We start from the raw sequence: 22,551 nt of genomic DNA on the forward strand, positions 1-22,551 counted from the left end.
CGATTTTCGAGAAACGGGATTGAATAGCAGGATACAATGCCCTCCATTAGCCGACGCACGCTACTAGCGGGTACGGGTGCCGTACTCACTTCCCTCAGCGGTTGTGCAGCTCTAGGTTGGTCCCCGAATCAGAGCGAGGGAGAGTCCTATCCACATTGGGTGAAGATGTATCTTGGTAACCGTGACGAGACCCACCACGTTACGGTCACGGTTACGAACGAGGGTGGTGAGGCCCTTTTCGAGAAGGAATACCAGCTCTCAGATAGTAACGAGGCTGATGAGGATGCGACGTTTCCAGCATCGACCAACCCCGAGACAATCGTTGTGACCGTTGACGGAACCCGATTTGAACGCGACTGGCCGGGCTTCGAGCAATCGGAACTTCCCTGCGATGGCCCGAATGAGGCCGGTATCGAGATATACGTAGAGAGTGCTCAGGACGGGACACCGGACATTCGACTCGAAGCAGACTGTCAGTCGATTACTGGAGAGTGATATCACACTGACCGATGTAGAGGGTGTAGCTACCAAGTCAGGTGGGTGAATCTGGGTGGTGGCGACGATAGATGCGAAGTCCTCCGAGAGTTAGTGCCCCGACCGCGAGGACGAATAGCAGTAATGGTATATCGTGTCGATTACAGCCATCGTTCCACCACACCATCCAGTATTCGATACGCGGCCCCAAGGTCACCCCGAATCCGACTCTGGGCACGTAGATTCCAAGAAGCTCATACACGCGACCCCACGTCCCCTCGAAGTGACACGACACGCCGGCCATAACCGAGGCGTCAGAGTAAAACACGACGAGCAGACCGGTTCCAACCGCCACCGCGAGATAGTCCCCCAGTCGGTCGAAATTCATATCCCCCATATCCCAACCCAGCAAACTCATCACCTCGACTACAACATTCCTTGTGACCGCATTAATAGCTATGCCAGGCGTATTCGACAGAATCCGAACCGTTCACTCGACGAGACAGGCAACCGTAGCGGGCATCCGTGACCTGCGCCGACGCGGTTCGCGGGAGCCGAGTGGAGTCCCCGGATTTCGTCTGCAAAAGCAATTAGCCGTGCGGACCGATACGTCGAGTGTGACCCCCTCCGTGACCCTCCAGCGGACCGACGAGGACGCGCTCGCCTACGTCGAGCGCCTGCTCGCGCGGAACGACCTGCCCGCGACCGACGTGCGCTCGAAGCCCGACTGCTTCTACGTCGCGTACGACGGTGACGAACGCGTCGGCGTCGGCGGCATCGAAGCGTACGGTTCGGAGGGCCTGCTCCGCTCGGTGGTCGTCGAGGAGACGGCCCGCGACGAGGGCGTCGGAACCGCCCTGTGTGCGGCCCTCGAACGCGAGGCCAGCGACCGCGGCGTCGAGGCGCTGTACCTGCTGACGACGACCGCGGCCGCGTTCTTCGCCGGGCGCGGCTACGAGGAAATCGAGCGGTCGGCGGCACCTGCCGCGATTCGGCGGACCACCGAGTTCTCGGAACTCTGCCCGGCGTCCGCGACGTGTCTCCGCAAGCGGCTCTGAGGCCCGAGCATCCGCGAGGCGCGCGAAGCGCGCCGACGCGGTTCGCGGCTCGTGAGCGGAGTGAGCGAGCCGTAGCGCGCTGACTGAGACGCGGCGAAGCCGCGTCGAAGGAGCACGCGCGGCATATCACCCACCAGGTTTTGCCGGGGGTCTCGCTCCGCTCGACCCCCGGCAAAAAGCGGATTAGTAGCGATAGTTCCGGTCCAGTATCGCCACGTCGCAGTCGAGGTCCTGGATGCGCTCGAAGGTGGGCGGCGAGACGAACCGCGAGGCCTTCGACCGCTCGGTTGAGGCGCCGATGATGACGAGGTCGAACTGCGGCGCCGTGCGCTCGAGGAACTTCTCTATCTCCTGTCTGGCGACGCGCGTCTCGAAGGTGGCGTGGAACGGTTCGACGAGGTTCGACAGCATCGACTCCGCGCGCCGGCGGTCGTCGCGGGCACCGATGCAGTGACAGACCGCGACCCGACCGGTCGACCCCGCCAGCCGCTGGGCGAACTCCAGCATCGCGTGGGCGGCGTCGCTTGCGCGACGCACCGGCACCAGCACCTCCCGCCAGCGGGTCCGCGACTCCGCGCCCGGACGGTGGACGAGCACATCGATGTCGCCCCGAAACAGTTCGCGCACGAACCGCGAGAGACCGCCGTACTGCTCCTCGTACGGGGTGACGATGAGGTCGCAGTTCGTCTCGTCGGCGGCGGTCTGGACGGTGCCGGACCGCGAACCTCCGTCGACCGCGACGACCACCTCGCAGGGGACGCCTACCTTCGTCTCGACGCGGCCGGCGAGCGACTCCAGTTCCGTCGCGGCCTCGGCGGTGGCCCGCTCTGTCGCCTCCGATTCGACGTCCGCCATCGCGTCGGCGTCCACCGCTTCCCCGGGGCGAGCGGGGTCTGTGGGGTCCGTGCCGTGAGCGTCGTCGTCCCCGTCGCCCTCCGCCAGCAGGTCGCGTTCGGCGACCGCGACGTCCTCGTCTTCGACCACGTCGAGCAGGACGACCTTGCCGGCGTCGTGGGCGGCGGCGATTCGGGCCGCCAGCATCACCGTCGCGTCCGCACAGTCGCGCATCGGCACGAGCACGTGGTCGTCGCCTTTCGTCGACTGGTAGAGGAACTCCGCGCGGCGGTCGTAGAACCGCTCGCGCCAGACGTAGAACGCCCCCGCGACGAGCGACGAGGCGACGAACACGCTGACGACGAACAGCCCCAGCACCTCGAGGGAGCGCCCCTCGGCGACGAACGCGGGCGCGAGCAGTGCCAGCAGTGCCGTCGAGAACGCCGACGGCTCCTCGACGTCGAACGCCCACGTCACCCCGCCGGTGAGGAAGATGGCCGTCCCCGCCGCCAGCGGGGAGATGCTGTCGAGCGTCCCGCCGCCGCCGGGGATGCCGGTGAACATCGCGGCGGCCATCGCCAGCGACCCGCAGACGGCGCCGGCGGTCAGGCCGCCGACGAACTGCGTCGGCGAGGCGTACCGGCCCTCCGGGTCCGCAAACAGCGTGAACGTCCCCGACGCCAGCGGGGGAAAGAGGACGAACGGCAGGAGGCTCTCCGCGTTGGCGATGGCGGTCACCGCGGCGATGAGCAACGGCACCAGCAACAGCACCGTCAGGTGGACGAGGTTCCGGGTCGTCTCCAGCCACGCGCGGAACTCGCGTATCTCCCGTCGTTCGAGGCGGCGAAGCCGTCGCAGGAGCGCCCCCCAGCGCTCGCGGAGCCCGTCCATGACTCCGCGTACACGACCCCCCGAAAAGTGGTTTTCTCCCGACTACAGGTCGGTCGTCGCCGTCAGCGCGATGTGGATGGCCCGTTCGACGTTGTTCTTCGCCTTCTCGGGCAGTTCCTCGTCGTCCGTCTCGCCCTTCTGGGTCCCCTCGACGAGGTTGCCGTCGACGGTGCAGATGGCGCCCGCGGCCAGTCCCTTCCGGCGCGCAATGGAGAAGACGGCGGCCGCCTCCATCTCGACTGACAGCAGGCCCGCCCGCTCCCAGTCGTCGACGTACTCGTCGGTCTCGGCGTAGAAGGCGTCGTCCGAGGCGATTGGACCGACGTGGACTCGGCTCCCGGCTTCGCCGGTCTCCCCGTCCGCGGCCTCGTTCGCTTCGGCCGCCTCCACCAGCCCCGAGAGCACGTCGTAGTCGGGAACGGCGGGGTACTCGACGGCCTCGTAGCGCTTGCTCGTCCCCTCCTCCTTGGCGGCGCCGGTTGCGACCACCATGTCGCCGATCTCGATGCCGGCCTGCGTCGCGCCCGTGGTGCCGACGCGGATGAACGTCTCGACGCCCACCGCGGCGAGTTCCTCGACGGCGATGGCCGCCGACGGACAGCCGATGCCGGTCGAGCAGATGGTCAACTCGCGCCCCTCGAACGTCGCGTTGACGACCTTGTACTCGCGGTTCTCGGCCACGACCTCGCTCGTGTCACAGAGCCCGGCGATGCGGTCGACCCGGCCCGGGTCGCCGGGGATGAGCGCGATGTCGTGGACGTCGCCCGCCTCGACGAGCAGATGCGGCTGTTTCGCCATATCCGGACTGCCGCCGCCGCCCTAAAGAGTCATTCGAGGTCCGACGGCCACAGCCGCCTGCCGACCCAGCCCAGCGTGCCGCCGAACGCCGCGAACCCGAGGTACGCGGGCAGGGTGTGCTCGCGGACGAGCGCCACCGGGTCGACGTACGGGACCACGACCGCCCACAGCCAGCCGTCCGTCGAGGGGTCCGGCTGGAGGCCGAGATGGAGGAAGACGGCGACGAGCAGGCCACCGAGCACGCCGACGACCGGCGAGGGACGGCGCCAGCGTGGGTCCATGTCCGCCGAGCGTCGCCCGCGTCGGTAATGAGTGCTGTGGCCTCACAGCGCCGCGACCAGTAGCACGACGAACGCGACCAGCGCGACGGTGTAGACGCTCGCGGAGACGACCCAGTCGCGGCGCACCTGTCCGGCCCGCTCGCGGGCCTCGCCGCCGAACACCGGGAGGACGAGGTACGCGAAGAAGACGACGAGGAAGGCGAACGTGACGAGCGCCGCCAGCGCGTGGGGGGCGATGCGGAGGCCGACGCCGGCGAGCGCCGCCCGCGGCGGGAGCACCCGTTCGAGGCCGACCGCGACGAGCGTGAACACCACGCCGGCGAGCACGCCCGCGGCGTAGTGGACGCCGGAGGCCAGTTTCGGGTCGACCTCCGCCAGTCCCTCGCCGGTGAGCGCGCCCGCGGCGACGAACGGCGGAGCAGTGCCCTCCGGCAACCGTTGCATCGGGATGTTCATCACGACGGCCGCCAGCAGGCCGGCGACGGCGCCGACGGCGGCCCGACCGGTGAGGGTCGGGACGTCCGAGACGTGCAGGACGAACGGGTCCATCGACCGCCCGTACGGCCGGCACGACTAAAACCCGCCGCGTTCGTCGACGAGCGACGCCACCAACTCCCACGAGCAGTCGGTCTTCGACCCCTCGGTCGCCACCGCGAGCGCGCCGCAGGCGTTGCCGACGGCCAGCGCCCGCTCGGGGCCGTCGCCCTGCAGGCGGGCGGCGATGAACCCGGCGGCGAACGCGTCGCCCGCGCCGGTGGTGTCGACGGCCTCCACGTCGAATCCCGGGTGGCTGTAGGTGCCGTCCGCCGACTCCAGCCGCGAGCCGTCGGGGCCGAGTTTCGTCACGAGCGTCTGGTCCGGTGCGGGGTCGCCCACGGCCTCGGCTTCGATGCGGTTGCACAACAGCACGTCCGCGAGTTCGATGACGCGGCTGAAGTCCCGGTCGGTGATGCGGCGGCCGGGGTCCGCGGACACCGGGACGCCCGCCTCGACGGCGAGTTCGGCGATGCGGGCGGCCGTCTCCGGCCGCTGGGCGGTCAGGTGGACGTGGTCGGCCGTCTCCACCAGCGCGGGGTCGACGTCGTCGGGGCCGAGCGCCTCGTTGACGCCCGCCGAACCGAGGACGGCCACCTGCCCCTTGTCGTCGACGAGCAGGTATTTCGTCGTCGTGACGCCGTCGGCGGTGACGACGCCCGCGAGGTCGACGTCGGCGCGTTCGAGGTCGCGGCGCGCCAGCAGGCCGTGCTCGTCGTCGCCGATGCTCCCGACGAGCGTCGCCGCACAGTCGAGCCCCACGAGCCCGACCGCGACGTTGGCGGCGCTTCCGCCGCCCCCCTGCCGCGTGTTCCGGACCGCAGACTCCCCGTCGGGTTGGGGGAGGCGGTCCACGCGGAGCGTCACGTCCCAGTTGACGTGGCCGGCACACAGCACGCGGGGCATGACCTTCGACTGCGACGCCGCGGGTCAAAAAGCCACGGTCCCCCGGGGCGTCAGGCGATGGCGAACAGGACGACGTTGTGGACGCCGGGGCCGAGACCGACCGCCGCGACGAACCCCAACAGGAGGGCCCCCTCCTGTGGCCGGTCGCGGACGTAGTCGGCGAGCAGATACAGCACCCCGACCGCCAACACCAGTTTCACGACGACGAACAGCCACGCCTCGCCGAGGTACCCCGCGACGGGAAGCGCCGCGCCGGCGTCGATGACGGCCTTCGACAGCGGCGTCTGCTCGCCGTAGCCGAGGTGAGTGCCGACGGCCGTCGAGACGCCGTCGAGCGCGTGGCCGACCAGCACCAGCGCGCCGGGCGACCCCGTGACGGCCACGTCGAGTCGGTCGCGGAGGCCGAACCACGCGACGCCCGCGAGCACCAGCGCCACCCCCAGCCCCACCGCGGGCCAGAACAGCGACAGGGTCCCGCGGGCGAGACCGACCGTGACGGCGTACGCCAGTAGCGTCCCCGCCACCGTGGTTCCGGTTGCGAGGACGGCGCCCGGCACCGACGGGAGTCCCCAGCGGTCGGCCGGGTAGTCCGCGGTCGCCAGCCACACCGTCCCCGCGAGGACGAACGTCGTCAGGTAGACGACCGGGTTGCCGAAGAACGGGCGCACCGGCGCGGGGACCGCCTGAACCTGAAACAGCGCGTAGCCGGTCGCGCCCGCGACCATCCACGGCGTGAACGACGCGACGACCCGGGAGGTGACGTGCGGGCCGCGCCGGTACAGCAGGCCGCCGACGAGGAGGCTCCCGACGAGAACGGCAAGCAGGTACGGCACCGGTGGGAGTCCGAACCCGGTCGGGAGCAGTTGCATGTCTCCGACAGGCGCCGCGAGCGGCGAAAACGTTCCGGTCCACCTCGAGTGACATGTTCCGTCGCCGTCATCTGGGCGGTCGCCTCACGCCGGTCCCGACTCCCAGGGGTGTTCGACGCTCTCGCCGTACAGTTCGCGCATCAGCGTGACGATGCTCTCGGGCGGGAACTGCCCCCGTTCGGTGACGATGGCGTCGACGTGGCGCGGCGGCGTCACGTCGAACGCGGGGTTGCGCACCTCGATGTCGCCGACGTCGGCGCGCGTCTCGGGGTCGATGACTTCGCTTTCGTCGCGCTGTTCTATCTCGACGGCCTGCCCGGTCAGCGTCGCGGGGTGGAGCTTCAGCGTCTGGGCCGCGACCATGATAGGCGTGCCGCGGTCGCGGGCCGACACCGCGAGGCCGGCGGTACCTATCTTGTTCACCACGGAGCCGTCGGCGGCGATGGAGTCGGCGCCCACGAGGACGTGGTCGACCTCGTTCAGATAGCGGTGAGCGGCGTTGTCGACGACGAGCGTCACCGGCACGTCGAGTTCGCGCAACTGTCTCGCGGTGATGTGGCCCTGATTCCGGGGACGGGTCTCCTTGACGAGCGCCTCGACGTGTTTGCCCTGGTCGACGGCGGCCTCGATGCAGGCCATCGCGTCCGTCGAGTGGCAGTGGGTCATCACCACGTCGCCGTCGCGGATGCGGCCGGCGCCGACCCGCCCCAGTTTCGACTGCGCCTGTTCGAGGTCGGCACGGAACTGCTCGGCACGGGCGACCGTCGTCTCGCGGAGGCGCTCGACCGTCGCCCCCTCCATCCCCTGCAGGACGTATCGGAGGGCGTTCGGGAGCGACACCGCCGTCGGCCGGGTGTCGTGGAGGCGGCGGGCGGCTTCCTGCATCTCGGTGCGGAACGCCGCGGGCGTGTCCGCGTCGGACTCGCGGGCCTGCGTCGCCAGCGCCGCCGCCGCGGCGTCCGCGATGGTCGCGGCGCCCCGTATCTCCATCTCGGCGATGTCGTCGGCGGTCGCGTCCACCTCGGGGTGAACCATGCGAGACGTTGGCGAGGAGAGGGTAAAAGCGCGTGGGCGAGAGGTCCCCCCCTCGGCGTGAGGTAGCGTCGGCTATTCGACGGCGTCCGCACGCAGGAATTGGACCGGCGCGGTCTCGTCGCTGTCGGACTGGGGGTGAAGCGGTCGGTCGTCTCGGAGCGAGAAGCCGGCGGTCGCCAGTCGGTCCCGCGTCGCTTCGAGCCCCCCGTTGCTACGCTCCTCCAGAAGTGACGCATCACCCCAGTCGTAGTCGTTCACGAGAAGCAGGAGATGCCCGCCCGGTCGGAGAACGCGCGCGAACTCCGCAAACACCGAGTGGCGGTGTCGGTCGGGCACGTGCGCTATCGAGTGTTTCGCTACGACCACGTCGAAGGTGTTCGCCCGAAACGGGAGGCGTCGCATATCACCGTGGACCAGCGGTGCGATAGGGACGTTCGTCCGTGCTCGGTGGAGTTTCGCCCGTGCGATATCGAGGCCGATACCGGTGGTCGACCGGTTCGCCCGGGTGAGCATCGGAACCCCCTGCCCACAGCCAGCGTCGAGGACCCGTGCCGTCGCCGGAAGAGCGTCCAGCACCTCCTCGATATCGGTGGTTACACACCGCCCGGGCGGGCCACTGTCAGTGCAGTCGGGCATGGACGCTCCACTCACGATATCTAAATGAGTCTACTGGTGGCCATTCGCCGTGGCGTGCGTCCCGTTACAGGCGTCTCGCGTCCGCGTTCATCCTGCTCGCCGCGGTGGCCGCCCGTTTAAAAGCTGGGACCGGAGGGTTTTCCACGGCGCGCCGCCGCGTGAGTGGTATGGACCGCGCGGAGTTCGCCGCACGCATCGACCACACCGTTCTCGGGCCGGAGACGACGCCGGCGGACGTCCGCCGAGTCTGCGAGGAGGCCGAGGAGTGGGGGATGAACGTCTGCATCCCGCCCTGCTACGTCGCGGAGGCGCGCGAGTTCGCGCCTGAGTTGACCATCGCCACCGTCGTCGGGTTCCCCCACGGCCAGCACGCGACGGCCGCGAAGGAGGCCGAGGCGGAACTCGCGTGGGAGGACGGCGCCGACGAACTCGACATGGTAGTGAACGTCGGTCGCCTGAAAGCGGGCGAGGACGAGGCCGTCCGCGAGGACATCGCCGCCGTCGTTGCGGCCGTCCCGCTCCCGGTGAAGGTCATCGTTGAGGCGCCCCTGCTCACCGAGTCGGAACTCGACCGCGCCTGCGAACTCGCGCAGGAGGCGGACGCTGACATGGTGAAGACGGCCACCGGCTTCTCCGTCGGCGGGGCGGCCATCGAGGACGTCGAGCGGATGGCCCGCTATCTCCCGGTGAAGGCCTCGGGTGGTATCGGCTCCTACGAGCAGGCGCAGGCGATGCTCGATGCGGGCGCCGAGCGCATCGGCGCCTCCTCGGGGGTCGACCTCGTCCGTGGCTTCCCCGACGCGGAGTAGGAAGCGTCACGCTCTTGCCGTCCCGGACGTAGTTCGGGACGAATGGCCCGGTACCACATCGAGACGTACGGCTGTACCTCGAACCGCGGCGAGAGCCGCGAAATCGAGCGCCGCCTGCGGGACGCGGGCCACCACCCCGTCTCGCTGGAGGAGGCCGACGTCGCCATCCTCAACACCTGCACGGTGGTCGAGAAGACGGAGCGGAACATGCTCCGCCGGGCCGAAGAGTTGGACGAGCAGGTCGCGGACCTCGTCGTCACGGGCTGTATGGCGCTCGCGCAGGGCGAGGCGTTCGCCGACGCCGACGTCGACGCGCAGGTGCTCCACTGGGAGGACGTGCCCGCGGCGGTGACGAACGGCGAGTGCCCGACGACGACGCCCGACGCCGAACCCGTGCTCGACGGCTGTGTCGGCATCCTCCCCATCGCCCGTGGCTGTATGAGCAACTGCTCGTACTGCATCACCAAGCAGGCGACGGGTCGCATCGACTCGCCGCCCGTCGTGGAGAACGTCCGCAAGGCGGAGGCGCTGGTCCACGCCGGCGCGAGGGAACTCCGCGTGACCGGCCAGGACACCGGCGTCTACGGCTGGGACGAGGGGGAACGGAAGTTGCCGGAACTGCTCGACCGCATCTGTGACATCGACGGCGAGTTCCGGGTGCGCGTCGGGATGGCGAACCCCGGGGGAGTTCACGGCATCCGCGAGGAACTCGCCGAGGTGTTCGCCGACAACGAGAAACTGTACGACTTCATCCACCTGCCCGTCCAGTCGGGGAGCGACGAGGTTCTCGAGGACATGCGCCGCCAGCACCGGGTCGAGAAGTTCCGCGACATCGTGGAGACGTTCGACTCGAAACTGTCGCACTGGACGCTCTCGACCGACTTCATCGTCGGGTTCCCGACGGAGACGGACGCCGACCACGAGCAGTCGATGGACCTGCTCCGGGAGGTCCGGCCCGAGAAAATCAACGTCACCCGCTTCTCGAAGCGGCCCGGAACGGACGCCGCCGAGATGAAGGGGCTGGGCGGCCAGACGAAGAAGGACCGCTCGAAAGCGATGAGCGAGTTGAAGATGGACGTGGTCGCGGAGGCCCACGAGGAACTCGTCGGCACGCGCCGCGAGGTGCTCGTCGTCGAGGAGGGCCGCGACGACTCCGTGAAGTGCCGCGACAGCGCCTACCGGCAGATAGTGATTCGGAACGCCTCCGAGTACGGCGTCGAACCGGGGGAGTTCGTCGAGGTGGAGGTCACCGCCGGGCAGACGGTGTACGCGTTCGGGGAGCCGGTCGGGGCGACCCGTTCGGAGGAGCCGGCCGCGGCCGACTGACCGCTCAGAGCTTCGCCCGGACGGCCCCGGCGACGAGCGTCGGGAGCTGCCCGACGACCGCCGGGAACGTGAGCCCGAGCTGTTCGGTCAGCTGCTGTTGGTCGAAGTAGCCCCGGATGGCGACGATGCCGTCGGCCGAGAGGTCGACGACGCTCGTGCCGTCCAGCGCGATGGTGTTGCCCGTCGGCGGCAGTCCCTCGCGCATCCCCTCGTGGGTGCCGTGCATCGTCCACTCCTCGATGCGGACGCCCTCGGATTCGACGTCGAGCACGCGCCGCTGTTCGAACCGGAAGTCCGGGAAGCGGCCGGCCGTCAGCTCGACGAACTCGCCGATCTCCTCGCCGTATATCGGGTCGTCGAACAGCGGGTCGACGTACGTGCCACCGTCGGCGAACTGGGCCATCACGGCCTCCGGGTCGTGGTCGTTCCACCCCTCGATGTACCGGTCGTGGTACTCGGTCCCCTCCACCATGCCGTCCGACGCACGCCGCGCCCGCTTCAAATTTTGGGTGAACGGGCGTCCGACAGCCCGACGCGAGTAGTTCCGGCCGCCGTCGTGCCGGCCGGCTCGGCTCCGTCGGGGAGGACGACCGACCCAGTTTTCAGCCCGGCCACCGAGAGCGGTGGTGTGCCCGACCACACCCTCTCACGCGACGACGCTCACCTCCACTACGACTGGGACCGCGACCGTGACCCCGTCCTGACGGTCGAGTCCGGCGCGACCGTCGCGTTCGAGTGTCGCGACTCCGCGAACGGCGAACTCCCGCGGGGCGCGACGGTCGCGGACCTGGATGCCGTCGAGGCGCCGGGCCACGCGCTGACCGGTCCCGTCGCCATCGAGGGGGCGACGCCGGGCGACACGCTCGCGGTCGACGTGCTCGACGTGAGCCACGAGGGCGTCGGCTGGACGTACGTCTACCCGGGCGAAGCGGGCGCCGGCTTCCTCCCAGAACAGTTCCCCGAGGGTCGGGTGTACACGTGGGACCTCGACGGCGACGTGGGCCAGTTCGTCGACGGCATCGAGGTGCCGCTCGACCCGTTCCCCGGAATCGTCGGGCTCGCACCCGCTGAGCCGGGGTCCCACTCGACGACGCCGCCACGCCGGGTCGGCGGCAACCTCGACGTGAAACATCTGACGCCGGGGAGCACGCTGTTCCTGCCGGTGGAAGTGGCGGGTGGCCTGCTCTCGGTCGGTGACCTCCACGCCGCACAGGGCGACGGCGAGGTCTGCATCACGGCCATCGAGATGCCCGGCCGGGCGACCGTCCGGGTTCGGCTTGTCGACCGGGACGTCGACGGCCCCGTCTTCGAGACCGACGGGCCGTTCGAGCCGGTGGGTGGCTGCCCGGTCATCGCCACCTCGGGCGTCGACCCGGACCACGAGACGGCGGCCCGCGAGGCCGTCAGCGGGCTCGTTTCGCGGCTTCACGAGGAACACGGCCTCGACCGACTCGACGCCTACATGCTCTGTTCGGTCGCGGCTGACCTGAAGGTCAACGAGGTGGTCAACGGGAACGTCGTCGTTTCGGCGTATCTCTCGCGGTCGCTCGTCTAATCCCGTCGACCGGCCAGCCGTTCGACCTCGCTGTCGTCCTTCCACTCGCCGAGTTCCTTCGGGTCGACGTGGACGAACACGTCGTCCACCTCCGGGAGTTCGCGGATGTGCTCCATCACCCACGTCTCGATGTCGTGGGCCTCGTTGAGCGTCCGTTCGCCCTCGACCTCGATGTGGAGCGACACGTCGATTTCGGGGCCGACGTAGTGGGCGACGACGTCGTGGGCCCCCTCCACGTCTGGGTGTTCGAGCGCGCGGCGGACGATCTCCTTCCGCAGGTCCTCGGGCGGGGCCGCGCCAACCAGATACGAGACGTTGTCGCGGACGATTTCGACGCCCGTGTAGAGGACGGCGACGGCGACGACGGACGCCGCCAGCGGGTCGAGCAGGGGGACGCCCAGTTGCGCGCCGATGACGCCGACAAGCGCCGCGCACGCGGTGAGGATATCGTTGCGGTTGTCGAGCGCGGTCGCCGTCAGCGCGGGGGAGTTGTGGTCCTCGGCCACGTCGAGCACGTAGCGGTAGAGGCCGAACTTCGCGGCGGCCGCACCTGCGAGGACGGCGGCCGCGACGGGGCCACGGGCGACGGTCACGTCGCCCGACAGCAGGGCGGTGCCGGCGCTGTAGAGGATGGCCCCCCCGGCGGCGAACACGCCGAGGGCGACGAACAGCGAGACGAACGGCTCGATGCGCTCGTGGCCGTGGGGGTGCTCGAAGTCCGGGGGCTGGGTCGTCAGGTAGAGGCCGGCGAGCACTACCGTCGAGTAGGCGGCGTCCGAGAGGCTGTTGACCGCCTCGGAGGCGAGCGCGAGGCTCCCCGTCCAGTGCCAGACGAGCCCCTTCGCGACGGCCAGAACCAGGTTCGCCGCCAGCACGACGAGCCCGACCCGGCGGAGCGCCCGCGAGCGTGCCATCGCCGGGGGTTGGAGCGGTCGCCGCAAAGGCGTGTCGTTAGTCGCGCGGCAGGGCGGTGAACGACCGCTTGGTCGGCGAGAACGGGTCGTACACCGACTGGTGGCACTGACAGTACACCTGGTTCTGTGCGCCGAACTTCGCACTCCCTTCGGCTTTGAACTCCGGCACACAGCAGAAGTGGGTGCATTTGTCGAGCCACGCGATGAACCCCCGTTCGGTCGCGGCGTTCAGGAACTCGGTGTACTGGCTCTCGGCGGGCAACTCGGGGACTCGGGTCGAGCGGACCACCTGCACCGGGAGTGGCGTCACGTCCTCGTCCTCGCCGGACTGCGAGCGCCACGTCGCCTGCGCGGGCTTCCCGAGGCCGGCCTCGCCGACGCCGTTGCCCCACGTCTCGTAGTCGTCGAAGTCGTCGACGTGGAGTTTCTGGCCCAGTTCCATCTCGTCTTGCCAGTCGAACGTTCCTGGAGCGGCACGGAGGTAGTTGTCCTGCTCGACGGTCGGCTGGACGCCCTTGGCCTGCTGGACGCCGCAGTACTGGAACCACCGGCCGCTGTAGGTGAGTTCGCCCATCTCCTCGCGGGCGACGGTCACCGTCTCGCCGCTCTGGAGTTCCACGTCCTGTGGTTCGGGCCAGATACCCTTCAGGTAGCCGTCGTCGTCGACGGTGAGCGGGACGAGGGGCATCCCTCGGGGGGCGGGGCCGTCCGTATTCCGGATGCCGACGTACGTGGTCGGGCCGCCGGTGGTTCCGGGCTTCGAGGTGGCGGCGGTCAGGGCGGTCGATGCGGCGGTACCGACGCCCGCGAGCGACGCGGAGCCGACGACGCCTTTCACGAAGCGACGCCGGCCGGTCTCGGGCGGATACTTGTCGTCGTCCATGGGGACCGCTCGGGAGTCCGTGCCGACTGGAGACAAAAGACTGACACGAGTGTCGGCCGGTGGGAACGCGCCCCAAGATTGACACGGGAGGAAGCGCAACCGTACCGGGTCAGAACTCGACGGCGGCGTCCGCGCCGGGGACGGTCGCGCCGTCCTGCTCGGCGAAGGCGTCGTGGAGACGGTCGTAGCTGTCGTCGACGGCCTCGACGATGACCTTCGTGTCCGCGACGACGGGCATGAAGTTGGTGTCGCCGCTCCAGCGGGGAACGACGTGCGTGTGGAGGTGGTCGCCGATGGAGCCGCCGGCGGCGTCCCCGAGGTTCAGGCCGGCGTTGAACCCGTCCGGCGCCAGTGCGGCCTCCAGCGCGTCGAACGTCCGCTGTTTCAACTGCGCGTGGCCCAACAGCGTCGACTCCTCCAGGTCGCGGTAGTCGCCGGTGTGGTCGTACGGGATGACCATCGCGTGGCCGGGGTTGTACGGGTAGTTGTTCAGCAGAACGAACGCGTCGTCGTTGCGCGCGACGACCCGCGACTCGCGGGCGTCCTCGCGGTCCGGGAGCGCACAGAACACACAGCCGTCGACGTCCGGGTTCTTCTCGGCCCGTTCCACCCAGTCGATGCGCCACGGCGCGAACACCTGGTCCATGCCCGGTGGTCGCCCCCCGACGGCATAATTCCCCGCCGACCGGTGTGGGTCTCTGTAGCGTGTGAAACGGTGGGGATTTCCTCGACACGGAAAAATCCGTCGGCCGTTCAGCGCCGAAAACCCTGCCAGACTGTTCGTGACGGCTCCGTAAACGCTCTCGACGGTTCTGTGACGGCCGTTGATGTCTGACGGCTCGCTGTCGGGCGATTTTACCCGCTGAACCAACCGAACCGAATCACCCCTTTATCGTCCGGCCACCGATACGACAGGATGCGATGGCCACCAAGACTCACCCGGACGACGATGCGATGCTCGAGGAGTGTCCGTCGTGCGAGCGCGAGACGCCCCACGAAGTCTCCGTCCGGATACTGACGGAGAGCGACAAGGGGGAGAACGCGGAGTTCTCCCGCGAGCCGTACCGCGTCGCAGTGTGTGACGCCTGTGGGGCCGAGGAGAAGACCCGGATGAACAACGCCTGAGGGGATTCCTTTCGCCCGGTTCGTCCCGCGTAGCTACTGCTCCGTCGTTATCTCACAGCCGTTCTCCGTGACCACTATCGTGTGCTCGCGCTGTGAGACGTAGAACCCGTCCTGTTCCTGCAAGACGGGGTAGCCGTGGACGACGCCCTGTTGTTCGAGGCGGCGAAGCGCCATCTCCGCCCGGCGGGTGTCCAGCCAGCGGCGCGCGAAGGGGAGCGTCTTGAACTCCTCGACGATCTGTTCGAGCGCCTCGCGGGCCTGCCGGTTCCTGACGGAGGCCTCCCGTTCGAGCGCGTAAATCTCCTCCTGGGAGCCCTCGGTCACCTTCCCGCCGCCGTCGGTGGCGAACGGCTCGATGGCGACCACGTCCCCCACCTGGAGTTCGACGCCCGACTCCACGGCACGGTTGGGGATGTTCGGGTCGGTGTGCTGTTCCCAGTGGCCCAGCCCGTGGCCGGTGAGGTTGACGACGGGGTTGTAGCCGTAGCCGTCGATGACGTCCTCGATCTCGGCGCCGATTTCGCCGGTGTGGGCGCCGGGTTCGACCACCTCGAGGGCGGCGTCCAGCGCCTCCTCTGCGGCCTCGACGAGTTCCTGCTGGCCGGTGAAGTCGACGGTGACCGCGGTGTCCGCGAGCCAGCCGTCGATGTGGACCCCGATGTCGAGTTTCACCATCTCCTCGCCTATCGTCCGGTCGTCGTCGGGCGCGGCCGCGCCGTGGGCCGCCTCGTTGTCGACGCTGACGTTCACCGGGAACGCGGGCGTCCCGCCGAGTTCGCGGATGCGGTCCTCGGCCCACTCGCTGATTTCGAGGTAGCCGGTGCCGACTTCGAGTCGCTCGGCGGCCTCGTCGCGCACCTGCGCGAGTATCTCCCCCGCCTCGCGGTGTTTCTCGTACTTCTCCGCAGAGAGGTCGACGTCGCTCATACCCCCGCTACCCGGGGCGCGGGCAAAGGGTTTGCCGTCCAGTCGTCACTCCCCCGAGACGGCCGTCTGCATCGCCTCGGTGTTGTACGCCGACCCCGCGTCCCCGTCGTTTCTCATGACGATGACGCCCGCGTCGCTGTCCGTGATGTCCTCGAACTCCTCGATGGCTAGCTCGGCCGCGTCCTCCGCCGCGCGCCCGTGTTCGAGATGGTCGACGGCACGCCGGGCCAGCGTCACGCGGGCGATGTCCTCGCCGGCACCCGTCGCGGAGGCCCCGCCCGCTCGCGAGCAGTAAAACCCCGACCCTATCTGTGGCACGTCGCCCACGCGGCCCGCGAGCGCCAGCCACCGGCCGCCGGTGGAGGTGGCCGCACAGAGCCGGTCGCCGTCGCGGGCCACCGCACCGACCGTATCGTGCCCCCCGAACCGCTCGCGTATCCAGTCGAGCTGTTCGCGCGTCTCGGTCAGCGGCGGCACCCCCTCCAGGTCGTCCCACGCCTCGCGCCTGTCGTCGGTCCAGAGGTCGGCGTCCGTCTCGACGTCGAACTCGTCGACCAAATCGACCGCGTGGACGCCCGCCAGCATGACGTGTGGCGTCTCCGCTTTCACGACGCGAGCGGCGTCGACGGCGTGTTCGACGCCGGGCATCGCACACGCCGCGCCCGCCTCGCGGTCGTCGGTCATCAGCCCCGCGTCCGTCCGTATCACGCCGTCCGACTGGACGACGGAGCCGACGCCGGCGTTGAACCGGGGGTCCGATTCGAGGACGCGCACGGCCGCACAGGCGGCGTCGGTCACGCTCGACTCCGCGGCGCCCGCCGCGGCCGCCTCGTCGACGACCGCCTGTCGCTCCGGTGGCTCGTCGGGCGGACCGCCCGCGCCGCCGTGGACGATGACTCGCATACCCGGCGTGACGACCGGAGCGGTATAAGGGGAACGACATAAGCGGACCGTTCATGGCCGGGTCCTTCACGGTCGTTCACGCAAGATTCGCCGCGAGAACGGTACGCCTTTCAGGGCGCCTTGAGAACTCCGGGGCATGAGCCACGAGTACGAGAAAGTGGAGGTGCCCGCGTCCGGGACGAAGATCGAGGCGGTCGGCGACGACGAACTCGACGTACCCGAGGACCCCATCATCCCCATCATCCACGGGGACGGCATCGGGGTCGACGTCGGGCCGGCGGCTCAGGACGTGCTGGAGGCGGCGGCGAACGCCACCGGCCGGGAACTCAACTGGATGCGCGTGTACGCGGGCGAGTCGGCCCGCGAGAAGTACGACGAGAACCTGCCCGACGACACCGTCGAGGCGCTCTCGGAGTTTCGCGTCTCCATCAAGGGGCCGCTGACGACGCCCGTGGGGGCGGGCTTCCGCTCGCTGAACGTCGCGCTCCGCAAGAAGCTCGATCTCTACACGAACATGCGGCCGACGTACCACATCGACGGCGTCCCCTCGCCGGTCAAGCGGCCCGACCAGATGGACATGGTCACGTTCCGCGAGAACACCGAGGACGTGTACGCCGGCATCGAGTGGGAGGCCGGCACCGACGAGGTGGAGACGGTCCGCGAGTTCGTCGAGGAGGAGATGGACTACCCGGACACCATCCACGACGGTCCGGTCGGCATCGGGGTCAAGCCCATCACCGAGTTCGGCACCAAACGGCTCGTCCGGAAGGCCATCGACTACGCGCTGAACAACGACCGCGACTCGGTGACGCTGGTCCACAAGGGGAACATCATGAAGTTCACCGAGGGCGCGTTCCGCGACTGGGGCTACGAGGTCGCCGAGGAGGAGTACGGCGAGGAGGTCATCACCGAGGACACGCTCTGGGAGGAGCGCGACGGCGACGCGCCCGAGGACGCGGTGGTCGTCAACGACCGCATCGCCGACAACATGCTCCAGCAGATTCTGACCCGGACGGACCAGTACGACGTGATGGCGATGCCGAACCTCAACGGCGACTACCTCTCGGACGCCTGTGGCGCCCAGATCGGCGGGCTCGGAATCGCGCCCGGCGCCAACATCGGCGACGGTCGCTTCCTCGCCGAGCCGGTCCACGGCTCCGCGCCGAAGTACGCCGGCCAGGACAAGGTGAACCCGACGGCGATGATTCTCTCGGGCCGCATCATGCTGGAGTATCTTGGCTGGGAGGACGCCAGCCAACTCGTGTACGACGCCATCGAGGAGACCATCTCCGCGAAGAAGGTCACCTACGACATCGAACGCCAGATCGAGGGCGGCGAGAAGCTCGCCACCTCCGAGTACGCCGCGGAAGTCGTCGCCAACATCGAGGACCTGGCGTAACCCCTCCGGCCCGTTTCTCCGTTCGCATCCGCTCGTCAGCCACCGGTCAGGTCGTCGGTGTCTCGCGTCCCGCTCGATTCGACGGTCGGGCCGGCGGTAGCGTCCCGCGCCTCCCCGACCCAGTCGGGTTCCGTCACCGTCGTGTTCCCGACGCCGGCGTAGTGGACGCGCCGGACCACCTCGACGGGCTGGCCGTCGAACGTCGCCCGGTAGCGGACGCGGTAGTGGTCGACGCGGCCGTCGTTGCGCAACACGAGCCTGATGCTGGCGTTCCGCGGCTCCTCGACGAGGACGGGTACGTCGAGGACGCCCCGGTCGGGCGGCGTCTGCGACTCCAGCGTGAAGAAGGCGTTGCGCCAGCCGATGCGTGTCTCGACCGCCCAGCGGTCGACCCCGCCGTACAGGCCAGCGAGCCGGTCGTGTCCGGTGATGTCACCGACCGGGCCGCCGAGCGTGACCGTCGTCCCCCGGCGGTAGGAGACGTTCTGCTCGCCGACCCGGAACAGCGCCGGCCCGCCCGCATACCAGAGTTCGAGGCGGGCGGCGACTGACTGCACGGGGTAGGCCGGCGCTGAGTCGGACCGCTCGACGAGCAGGTAGCGGCCGCCGCCGGCCGACACGCGTAGCACGCGGTCGACCGTCCGGAGGGTGCCGTTCGGCCCGACCAGCCGCGTCTCCGAGTGGACGGTGTACGACTGGTTCGCCAGCACGCGCCGGTGGGCGTTCGCCAGCGCGAACGGGTCGGCGACGCCGTCGGCGGTCAGCCCCGGCGCCAGTTCGCTTTCCGGCGGCGCCGACCCGTTCTCGGCGGCGGTCCCCCGCTCGGGGACCGGCACCGGTGTCAGCGTCGCGGTGTCGGTGCCGGAATCGCCGGCCGGCACGCTGAGGCCGCTACACCCGGCGAGCACCAGCAGGCCGGCGACGAGGAGCGCGCGGGTCACACGCCACCCCGCGACATCGACGCGTTCGCCTCGGCCAGCCAGTCAGGGGCCGGCACCGCCGCGCCGTCGAGCGGCGTCACGCGGTGGCGCTCGCGGACGGTGACCGTCCGGCCGAGATACGACGCCTCGTAGCCGAGGTCGTACGCGCGGACGACGCCGCGGGCGCTGACCGTCGCGGTCAGCGAGACGTTCCGGGGGTCGTCCACGAGCGGCGGCGCTCGGAGCGCCTCGACGTCGCGCAGGTCCGTGGCGACGAGTCGGTAGGTCCCGTTGCCGGCGTTCCCCACCCGAACGTCGACGGCCGACAGCACCGTCGCGGCCCGGTCGCCGCCCGCCGGACTGGCGACGGGGCCCCCGTCGCGGCTCCGGTTCGTACCCCAGTGGCGTGCCAGACCGGCGGCGTCGACGAACCGGTTGCGGACCAGCGCGCCGTCGTACCAGATGTCGATGCGGGCGTAGCTGTCGGCCGCGGGCCACGCCTGCGACGACGTTTCGACCTTCGTGAACAGGTACGCCGACCGGTTCGCGGCGACCGTCGCGTTCCGCTCGACCCGGTTGAGCGTGGCGTTCGGCCCGCTGATGGTCCGCACGCGGACGAACCGGTGGCTCGTCGCCGCCAGCGCCTCGCGGTGGGCGTCGGCCAGGGTGGCCGCGTCGCGCACCCCGTCGACGGTGACCCCGGGCGCGAGCGCACCCCCGGGTCCGGCACCGTCGTCGTCGGGCACTTCGGCGGGCGTCAGCGTTGAGGTGGGCGTCCCTGCGGGTCCGACGACGCTACTACAGCCGGCGAGCACGACGACCGTGACGACGGCGACCGCGCGGTTCATTCGGCCCAGTCGGGGTCCGGTCGCGGGGGGCCGAACACGTCGATACCCCGCGCCGGCACGTCGCCGCGGTTCTCGGCGGCGTGTGGCTCCCCGCCCGCCAGCACGTAGGAGTCGCCCGCCCGGACGACCGTCTCCTCGCCGTCGGTCCGGAAGGTGAGCGCGCCCTCGTAGACGAACCCCGCCTGTTCGTGGTGGTGGTCGTGTTCGGGTACGGTCGCGCCCGGGTCGACCCGGAAATGCTGGACGCTCACCCGCTCGCCCGCCGCCAGTTGCGCGAGGTGAATGCCCGAGATGGCCTCCGTCTCCGCCCCCAGTTGAACCCGCTCCATGCGCGTGCCAACGGCCCCCACGGGCTAAACTCCGATGGGTGGCCGCGGGCCGCACACGACCGCGACCGGGGTGCTCAAGGGCGCGGCGCCGCAACCGTCGGTATGTTCGCGGTGGTCGGCTGTAGCGACTGCGGGGCGCTGTGGGTCGTCGAGGAGCGGCCCGACTCCACGTCGTGTCCGCGCTGTGGGACGCGGCACCGCTACGAGAAACTCAAGAAGTTCGCCGAGACCGAGGCGGCCGAGGCCGCCAAGGAGGCCCGGTCCCGCCTGCTCCAGGCCCGGGGCGAGAGCGACGCCGAACTCGACGACTTCGCCAGCCTCGAGCGGGACGCGATGGACGCCGGCATGGACGACGACGAGTTCCTGACCGCGTCGGGCGTCGACGCCGACGCGGTCGCGGAGGCGGGCGAGGTCGACGGCGGCGGCTCCCGCTCGCGGCGGGAGGTGGTCGTCGACGCGCTCCGCGAGTTGGACCGGCCGACGGCCGCGGAGGTCCGCGCGTACGCGACCGACCGGGGGGTCGACGCCGACTACGTCGACGACGCGCTGGCGAAACTGCGCCGCCGGGGGGAGGTGAGCGAGTCCGGCGGCCGCTATCGCCTGCTGTGAGCGACGACTGGGACCCCGACCCCGAGTGGGACGACCCCGGCGCCGAGGGGTCGCCGCGCGTGCCCTCGCTGTCCGAGGTGGACCCCGCCTCGGCGGTCGTCGGCACGCTCGTCGGCATCGCCGGCCTGCTTCTGGTGCTCCAGCCGTCGGTGCGGGCCGTGTCGCTGTTCGGCACGCAGGTGCCGACGTTCGTGCTGTCGGCGGGCGTGCTGTCGCTCGGCTTCGCCGTCGGCGCCCCCGTCTACCTCCGGCGAGGGTATCGCCTGCGCGGCCTCGCCCACGCCGTCGGCGCCGTCGGCTTCGGCGCGCTGTTTTTCGCCGCCGGGTTCCGCAGTCTCCTGCTGCTGTGGCTGGGGCTGTTCGTCGTCATCGGGGGCGTCCTCTTCCTCGCGGCGGAGACGCGGCGCCTGTAGCCTCGACTCCGGAACTATCGCCCGAGTTCCTCGTGGGCGCTTGCGAGATGCGACGCCGACAGCGCGCCAAGAAGCGACAGTTCCCCGGCAAGCGCGCCGACGGCGATGATTTCCGCGAGCGCGTCGGCGTTCGAGCCGGCGGGGTCACCCCCACCCCGGACGCCCAGCACGTCCAGCGCTTCCGACTGCGTCGGGAGCTTCGTCCCGCCGCCGACGGTGCCCACCTCCAGCGACGCGAGGGTGACGCTGGCGTACAGCTGGTCGCCGCGCACGTCCGCGGTGACGATGGCGTTGCTCCCCTCGACGACCTGCGCGATGTCCTGCCCGCACGCGAGAAACGCCGCGGCGACGACGTTGGCCGCCTGCGCGTTGAAGCCGATGGAGGCGGCCTTCGCCGAGCCGACGTGGTTCTTGCGCGTGTTCGCTTCCGCGATGGCCTCCGGCGTCGTCTTGAACCGGTCCTCGACCTGCTCGCGGTCCAACAGCACGTCGGCGGCGACGGTGCGGCCCCGCCCTTCGACGGCGTTGATGGCGGCGGGTTTCTTGTCCGAACAGAGGTTGCCCGACAGCGCCACGAGTTCCGCGGGCGTCTCCGCCTCGACGAGTTCGGCGGCCTCCTGGGTGGCGATGGTGGCCATGTTCATCCCCATCGCGTCCTTGGTGTCGTAGCCGAACCGCACGAACACGTTGTCGCCGACGACGTACGGCGTCGCCTCGCGGAGTTCGCCGTGGCTCGTCGTCGACTCCGCGGCCTCCCGCAGGGCGTCGACGTTCGCTTTCACCCACGACGCCACCTCGCTCGCCTCCCCGACGTCGTGGACGCGGAACACCGGCGCACGCGTCATCTCGTTTTTCAGGACGCGGGCCGTCGCGCCGCCCGCGGCCCGGATGGCCGACAGCCCCCGGTTTATCGAGGCGACCAGCGCCCCCTCGGTGGTGGCAAGCGGCAGGTAGTGGGTGCCGTCGGCGGCGCTCCCGTCGACCGGGACGGGACCGGCGACGCCCATCGGCACCTGCGCCGCGCCGACCATGTTCTCGACGTTCGCGTCGGCCGTCTCCGCGGGAAACGCGTACTCACCGACGGTGTCGAGGTCGGCGCCCGTCTCGGCTTCGAGCAGGCGGCGGCGCGCCTCGGCCGCGGTGTCGGCGTCGGCGTGCTGTTCGAGTTCGTGGAGCCGCAACTCGCCATCCTGTACCCGCTCGGCGAGGGCGTCCGGGTCGGTCATGGCCGCGACTGCGTGTGTCGCGCACTAAGCGTTGTCCATCGCGGGAGCG

General features: G+C 70.0%; 27 protein-coding genes. 9 read left to right on the forward strand and 18 right to left on the reverse strand.

All coding sequences use genetic code 11. The features are described from left to right. Positions 1 to 165: 165 nt before the first annotated feature. Entirely contained in the window at positions 166 to 495 is a 330-nt protein-coding gene (locus NL112_RS10080; RefSeq protein ID WP_255148706.1) for a hypothetical protein, read from the forward strand. A 596-nt stretch (positions 496 to 1,091) separates the two neighbouring features. Beyond that, positions 1,092 to 1,532: an arsenic resistance N-acetyltransferase ArsN2 gene (gene arsN2 / locus NL112_RS10085; protein WP_255148707.1), complete on the forward strand. Its 441-nt coding sequence runs from the start codon at positions 1,092 to 1,094 to the stop codon at positions 1,530 to 1,532. Between the two features lie 183 nt (positions 1,533 to 1,715). On the opposite strand, the gene NL112_RS10090 is transcribed toward arsN2, so the two are convergent. The 8 genes from NL112_RS10090 to NL112_RS10125 all read right to left on the reverse strand — a co-directional run bounded on the left by NL112_RS10090 (position 1,716) and on the right by NL112_RS10125 (position 8,316). Beyond that, complete coding sequence (locus tag NL112_RS10090; RefSeq protein ID WP_255148708.1) at positions 1,716 to 3,257, reverse strand: HPP family protein; 1,542 nt, start codon at positions 3,255 to 3,257, stop codon at positions 1,716 to 1,718. Between the two features lie 42 nt (positions 3,258 to 3,299). Further along, positions 3,300 to 4,055, reverse strand: coding sequence for a guanosine phosphorylase (locus NL112_RS10095; protein ID WP_255148709.1), 756 nt, complete (start codon positions 4,053 to 4,055; stop codon positions 3,300 to 3,302). Between the two features lie 29 nt (positions 4,056 to 4,084). Further along, positions 4,085 to 4,336: a hypothetical protein gene (locus NL112_RS10100; RefSeq protein WP_255148710.1), complete on the reverse strand. Its 252-nt coding sequence runs from the start codon at positions 4,334 to 4,336 to the stop codon at positions 4,085 to 4,087. Between the two features lie 42 nt (positions 4,337 to 4,378). Next, on the reverse strand, positions 4,379 to 4,885 hold the full coding sequence (locus NL112_RS10105; protein WP_255148711.1) for a hypothetical protein: 507 nt from the start codon (positions 4,883 to 4,885) through the stop codon (positions 4,379 to 4,381). Positions 4,886 to 4,909: 24 nt separating this feature from the next. Beyond that, positions 4,910 to 5,776 (reverse strand): ATP-dependent ribose-1-phosphate kinase, encoded by an 867-nt coding sequence (locus tag NL112_RS10110; RefSeq protein WP_255148712.1) that lies wholly within the window; start codon positions 5,774 to 5,776, stop codon positions 4,910 to 4,912. A gap of 50 nt (positions 5,777 to 5,826) precedes the next feature. Further along, complete coding sequence (locus tag NL112_RS10115; protein WP_255148713.1) at positions 5,827 to 6,645, reverse strand: DUF63 family protein; 819 nt, start codon at positions 6,643 to 6,645, stop codon at positions 5,827 to 5,829. An 84-nt stretch (positions 6,646 to 6,729) separates the two neighbouring features. After that, entirely contained in the window at positions 6,730 to 7,680 is a 951-nt protein-coding gene (locus NL112_RS10120) for a ribose 1,5-bisphosphate isomerase (RefSeq protein ID WP_255148714.1), read from the reverse strand. A gap of 72 nt (positions 7,681 to 7,752) precedes the next feature. Then, complete coding sequence (locus NL112_RS10125) at positions 7,753 to 8,316, reverse strand: class I SAM-dependent methyltransferase (protein ID WP_255148715.1); 564 nt, start codon at positions 8,314 to 8,316, stop codon at positions 7,753 to 7,755. 167 nt (positions 8,317 to 8,483) lie between these two features. On the opposite strand from NL112_RS10125, the gene deoC reads away from it, so the two are divergent. Next, positions 8,484 to 9,125 carry a deoxyribose-phosphate aldolase gene (gene deoC / locus NL112_RS10130; protein WP_255148716.1) on the forward strand — a complete coding sequence of 214 codons (642 nt, stop codon included), beginning with the start codon at positions 8,484 to 8,486 and terminating at the stop codon, positions 9,123 to 9,125. Between the two features lie 42 nt (positions 9,126 to 9,167). Then, on the forward strand, positions 9,168 to 10,451 hold the full coding sequence (locus NL112_RS10135) for a tRNA (N(6)-L-threonylcarbamoyladenosine(37)-C(2))-methylthiotransferase (protein WP_255148717.1): 1,284 nt from the start codon (positions 9,168 to 9,170) through the stop codon (positions 10,449 to 10,451). A 4-nt stretch (positions 10,452 to 10,455) separates the two neighbouring features. On the opposite strand, the gene NL112_RS10140 is transcribed toward NL112_RS10135, so the two are convergent. Then, positions 10,456 to 10,923, reverse strand: a complete 468-nt coding sequence (locus NL112_RS10140) for an ester cyclase (RefSeq protein WP_255148718.1) — start codon at positions 10,921 to 10,923, stop codon at positions 10,456 to 10,458. Positions 10,924 to 11,079: 156 nt separating this feature from the next. On the opposite strand from NL112_RS10140, the gene NL112_RS10145 reads away from it, so the two are divergent. Then, positions 11,080 to 12,006, forward strand: a complete 927-nt coding sequence (locus NL112_RS10145) for an acetamidase/formamidase family protein (protein ID WP_255148719.1) — start codon at positions 11,080 to 11,082, stop codon at positions 12,004 to 12,006. On the opposite strand, the gene NL112_RS10150 is transcribed toward NL112_RS10145, so the two are convergent. The 3 genes from NL112_RS10150 to NL112_RS10160 all read right to left on the reverse strand — a co-directional run bounded on the left by NL112_RS10150 (position 12,003) and on the right by NL112_RS10160 (position 14,449). Then, complete coding sequence (locus NL112_RS10150) at positions 12,003 to 12,920, reverse strand: cation diffusion facilitator family transporter (protein WP_255148720.1); 918 nt, start codon at positions 12,918 to 12,920, stop codon at positions 12,003 to 12,005. The genes NL112_RS10145 and NL112_RS10150 overlap by 4 nt on opposite strands. A gap of 37 nt (positions 12,921 to 12,957) precedes the next feature. Then, positions 12,958 to 13,803, reverse strand: a complete 846-nt coding sequence (locus tag NL112_RS10155) for a ubiquinol-cytochrome c reductase iron-sulfur subunit (RefSeq protein WP_255148721.1) — start codon at positions 13,801 to 13,803, stop codon at positions 12,958 to 12,960. Between the two features lie 109 nt (positions 13,804 to 13,912). Then, entirely contained in the window at positions 13,913 to 14,449 is a 537-nt protein-coding gene (locus NL112_RS10160; protein ID WP_255148722.1) for an HIT family protein, read from the reverse strand. Between the two features lie 275 nt (positions 14,450 to 14,724). Between NL112_RS10160 and NL112_RS10165 the strand changes: the two genes are divergently transcribed. Beyond that, entirely contained in the window at positions 14,725 to 14,928 is a 204-nt protein-coding gene (locus NL112_RS10165) for a DUF7835 family putative zinc beta-ribbon protein (RefSeq protein WP_255148723.1), read from the forward strand. A gap of 33 nt (positions 14,929 to 14,961) precedes the next feature. Here NL112_RS10165 and map read toward each other — a convergent pair whose 3' ends face one another. Together map and NL112_RS10175 are read right to left on the reverse strand one after the other, a co-directional pair. Further along, positions 14,962 to 15,855, reverse strand: coding sequence for a type II methionyl aminopeptidase (map, locus tag NL112_RS10170; RefSeq protein ID WP_255148724.1), 894 nt, complete (start codon positions 15,853 to 15,855; stop codon positions 14,962 to 14,964). 45 nt (positions 15,856 to 15,900) lie between these two features. Further along, the gene (locus NL112_RS10175; RefSeq protein WP_255148725.1) at positions 15,901 to 16,758 is read right to left on the reverse strand and encodes an isoaspartyl peptidase/L-asparaginase; all 858 of its coding nucleotides are present in this window, start codon (positions 16,756 to 16,758) and stop codon (positions 15,901 to 15,903) included. A 136-nt stretch (positions 16,759 to 16,894) separates the two neighbouring features. Between NL112_RS10175 and icd the strand changes: the two genes are divergently transcribed. Further along, entirely contained in the window at positions 16,895 to 18,157 is a 1,263-nt protein-coding gene (gene icd / locus NL112_RS10180; RefSeq protein ID WP_255148726.1) for an isocitrate dehydrogenase (NADP(+)), read from the forward strand. A gap of 35 nt (positions 18,158 to 18,192) precedes the next feature. Here icd and NL112_RS10185 read toward each other — a convergent pair whose 3' ends face one another. From NL112_RS10185 to NL112_RS10195, 3 genes are read right to left on the reverse strand one after another with little or no spacing between them, the layout of a single operon-like run. Then, positions 18,193 to 19,098 carry a hypothetical protein gene (locus tag NL112_RS10185; protein ID WP_255148727.1) on the reverse strand — a complete coding sequence of 302 codons (906 nt, stop codon included), beginning with the start codon at positions 19,096 to 19,098 and terminating at the stop codon, positions 18,193 to 18,195. Beyond that, complete coding sequence (locus tag NL112_RS10190; protein ID WP_255148728.1) at positions 19,095 to 19,925, reverse strand: hypothetical protein; 831 nt, start codon at positions 19,923 to 19,925, stop codon at positions 19,095 to 19,097. Before NL112_RS10190 ends, NL112_RS10185 begins: the two co-directional genes overlap by 4 nt. Further along, positions 19,922 to 20,254, reverse strand: a complete 333-nt coding sequence (locus tag NL112_RS10195; protein ID WP_255148729.1) for a cupin domain-containing protein — start codon at positions 20,252 to 20,254, stop codon at positions 19,922 to 19,924. The genes NL112_RS10190 and NL112_RS10195 overlap by 4 nt, the downstream gene beginning before the upstream one ends. A gap of 102 nt (positions 20,255 to 20,356) precedes the next feature. Between NL112_RS10195 and NL112_RS10200 the strand changes: the two genes are divergently transcribed. Both NL112_RS10200 and NL112_RS10205 read left to right on the forward strand, forming a co-directional pair. Further along, positions 20,357 to 20,863 carry a TFIIB-type zinc ribbon-containing protein gene (locus NL112_RS10200; protein WP_255148730.1) on the forward strand — a complete coding sequence of 169 codons (507 nt, stop codon included), beginning with the start codon at positions 20,357 to 20,359 and terminating at the stop codon, positions 20,861 to 20,863. Next, entirely contained in the window at positions 20,860 to 21,276 is a 417-nt protein-coding gene (locus tag NL112_RS10205; protein ID WP_255148731.1) for a hypothetical protein, read from the forward strand. Before NL112_RS10200 ends, NL112_RS10205 begins: the two co-directional genes overlap by 4 nt. Before the next feature lie 14 nt (positions 21,277 to 21,290). Here the strand turns inward: NL112_RS10205 and hmgA are convergent, their stop codons facing one another. After that, a complete protein-coding gene (gene hmgA / locus NL112_RS10210; protein WP_255148732.1) occupies positions 21,291 to 22,502 on the reverse strand; it encodes a hydroxymethylglutaryl-CoA reductase (NADPH) in 1,212 nt (403 codons plus the stop codon). Positions 22,503 to 22,551 lie beyond the last annotated feature (49 nt).

Source organism: Halorarius halobius (assembly GCF_024298865.1).
In the GTDB taxonomy this organism is placed as follows: domain Archaea; phylum Halobacteriota; class Halobacteria; order Halobacteriales; family Haloarculaceae; genus Halorarius; species Halorarius halobius.

Coding starts and splice junctions, on each gene's coding strand:
- NL112_RS10155 (WP_255148721.1), bottom strand. CDS start 13,803: ATGGACGACGACAAGTATCCGCCCGAGACCGGCCGGCGTCGCTTCGTG.
- NL112_RS10175 (WP_255148725.1), bottom strand. CDS start 16,758: ATGCGAGTCATCGTCCACGGCGGCGCGGGCGGTCCGCCCGACGAGCCA.
- NL112_RS10090 (WP_255148708.1), bottom strand. CDS start 3,257: ATGGACGGGCTCCGCGAGCGCTGGGGGGCGCTCCTGCGACGGCTTCGC.
- NL112_RS10125 (WP_255148715.1), bottom strand. CDS start 8,316: ATGCCCGACTGCACTGACAGTGGCCCGCCCGGGCGGTGTGTAACCACC.
- NL112_RS10110 (WP_255148712.1), bottom strand. CDS start 5,776: ATGCCCCGCGTGCTGTGTGCCGGCCACGTCAACTGGGACGTGACGCTC.
- icd (WP_255148726.1), top strand. CDS start 16,895: ATGAGCCACGAGTACGAGAAAGTGGAGGTGCCCGCGTCCGGGACGAAG.
- NL112_RS10105 (WP_255148711.1), bottom strand. CDS start 4,885: ATGGACCCGTTCGTCCTGCACGTCTCGGACGTCCCGACCCTCACCGGT.
- NL112_RS10200 (WP_255148730.1), top strand. CDS start 20,357: ATGTTCGCGGTGGTCGGCTGTAGCGACTGCGGGGCGCTGTGGGTCGTC.
- NL112_RS10120 (WP_255148714.1), bottom strand. CDS start 7,680: ATGGTTCACCCCGAGGTGGACGCGACCGCCGACGACATCGCCGAGATG.
- NL112_RS10160 (WP_255148722.1), bottom strand. CDS start 14,449: ATGGACCAGGTGTTCGCGCCGTGGCGCATCGACTGGGTGGAACGGGCC.
- NL112_RS10135 (WP_255148717.1), top strand. CDS start 9,168: ATGGCCCGGTACCACATCGAGACGTACGGCTGTACCTCGAACCGCGGC.
- NL112_RS10080 (WP_255148706.1), top strand. CDS start 166: ATGTATCTTGGTAACCGTGACGAGACCCACCACGTTACGGTCACGGTT.
- NL112_RS10095 (WP_255148709.1), bottom strand. CDS start 4,055: ATGGCGAAACAGCCGCATCTGCTCGTCGAGGCGGGCGACGTCCACGAC.
- hmgA (WP_255148732.1), bottom strand. CDS start 22,502: ATGACCGACCCGGACGCCCTCGCCGAGCGGGTACAGGATGGCGAGTTG.
- NL112_RS10140 (WP_255148718.1), bottom strand. CDS start 10,923: ATGGTGGAGGGGACCGAGTACCACGACCGGTACATCGAGGGGTGGAAC.
- NL112_RS10115 (WP_255148713.1), bottom strand. CDS start 6,645: ATGCAACTGCTCCCGACCGGGTTCGGACTCCCACCGGTGCCGTACCTG.
- NL112_RS10100 (WP_255148710.1), bottom strand. CDS start 4,336: ATGGACCCACGCTGGCGCCGTCCCTCGCCGGTCGTCGGCGTGCTCGGT.
- map (WP_255148724.1), bottom strand. CDS start 15,855: ATGAGCGACGTCGACCTCTCTGCGGAGAAGTACGAGAAACACCGCGAG.
- NL112_RS10165 (WP_255148723.1), top strand. CDS start 14,725: ATGGCCACCAAGACTCACCCGGACGACGATGCGATGCTCGAGGAGTGT.
- NL112_RS10150 (WP_255148720.1), bottom strand. CDS start 12,920: ATGGCACGCTCGCGGGCGCTCCGCCGGGTCGGGCTCGTCGTGCTGGCG.
- NL112_RS10195 (WP_255148729.1), bottom strand. CDS start 20,254: ATGGAGCGGGTTCAACTGGGGGCGGAGACGGAGGCCATCTCGGGCATT.
- NL112_RS10190 (WP_255148728.1), bottom strand. CDS start 19,925: ATGAACCGCGCGGTCGCCGTCGTCACGGTCGTCGTGCTCGCCGGCTGT.
- deoC (WP_255148716.1), top strand. CDS start 8,484: ATGGACCGCGCGGAGTTCGCCGCACGCATCGACCACACCGTTCTCGGG.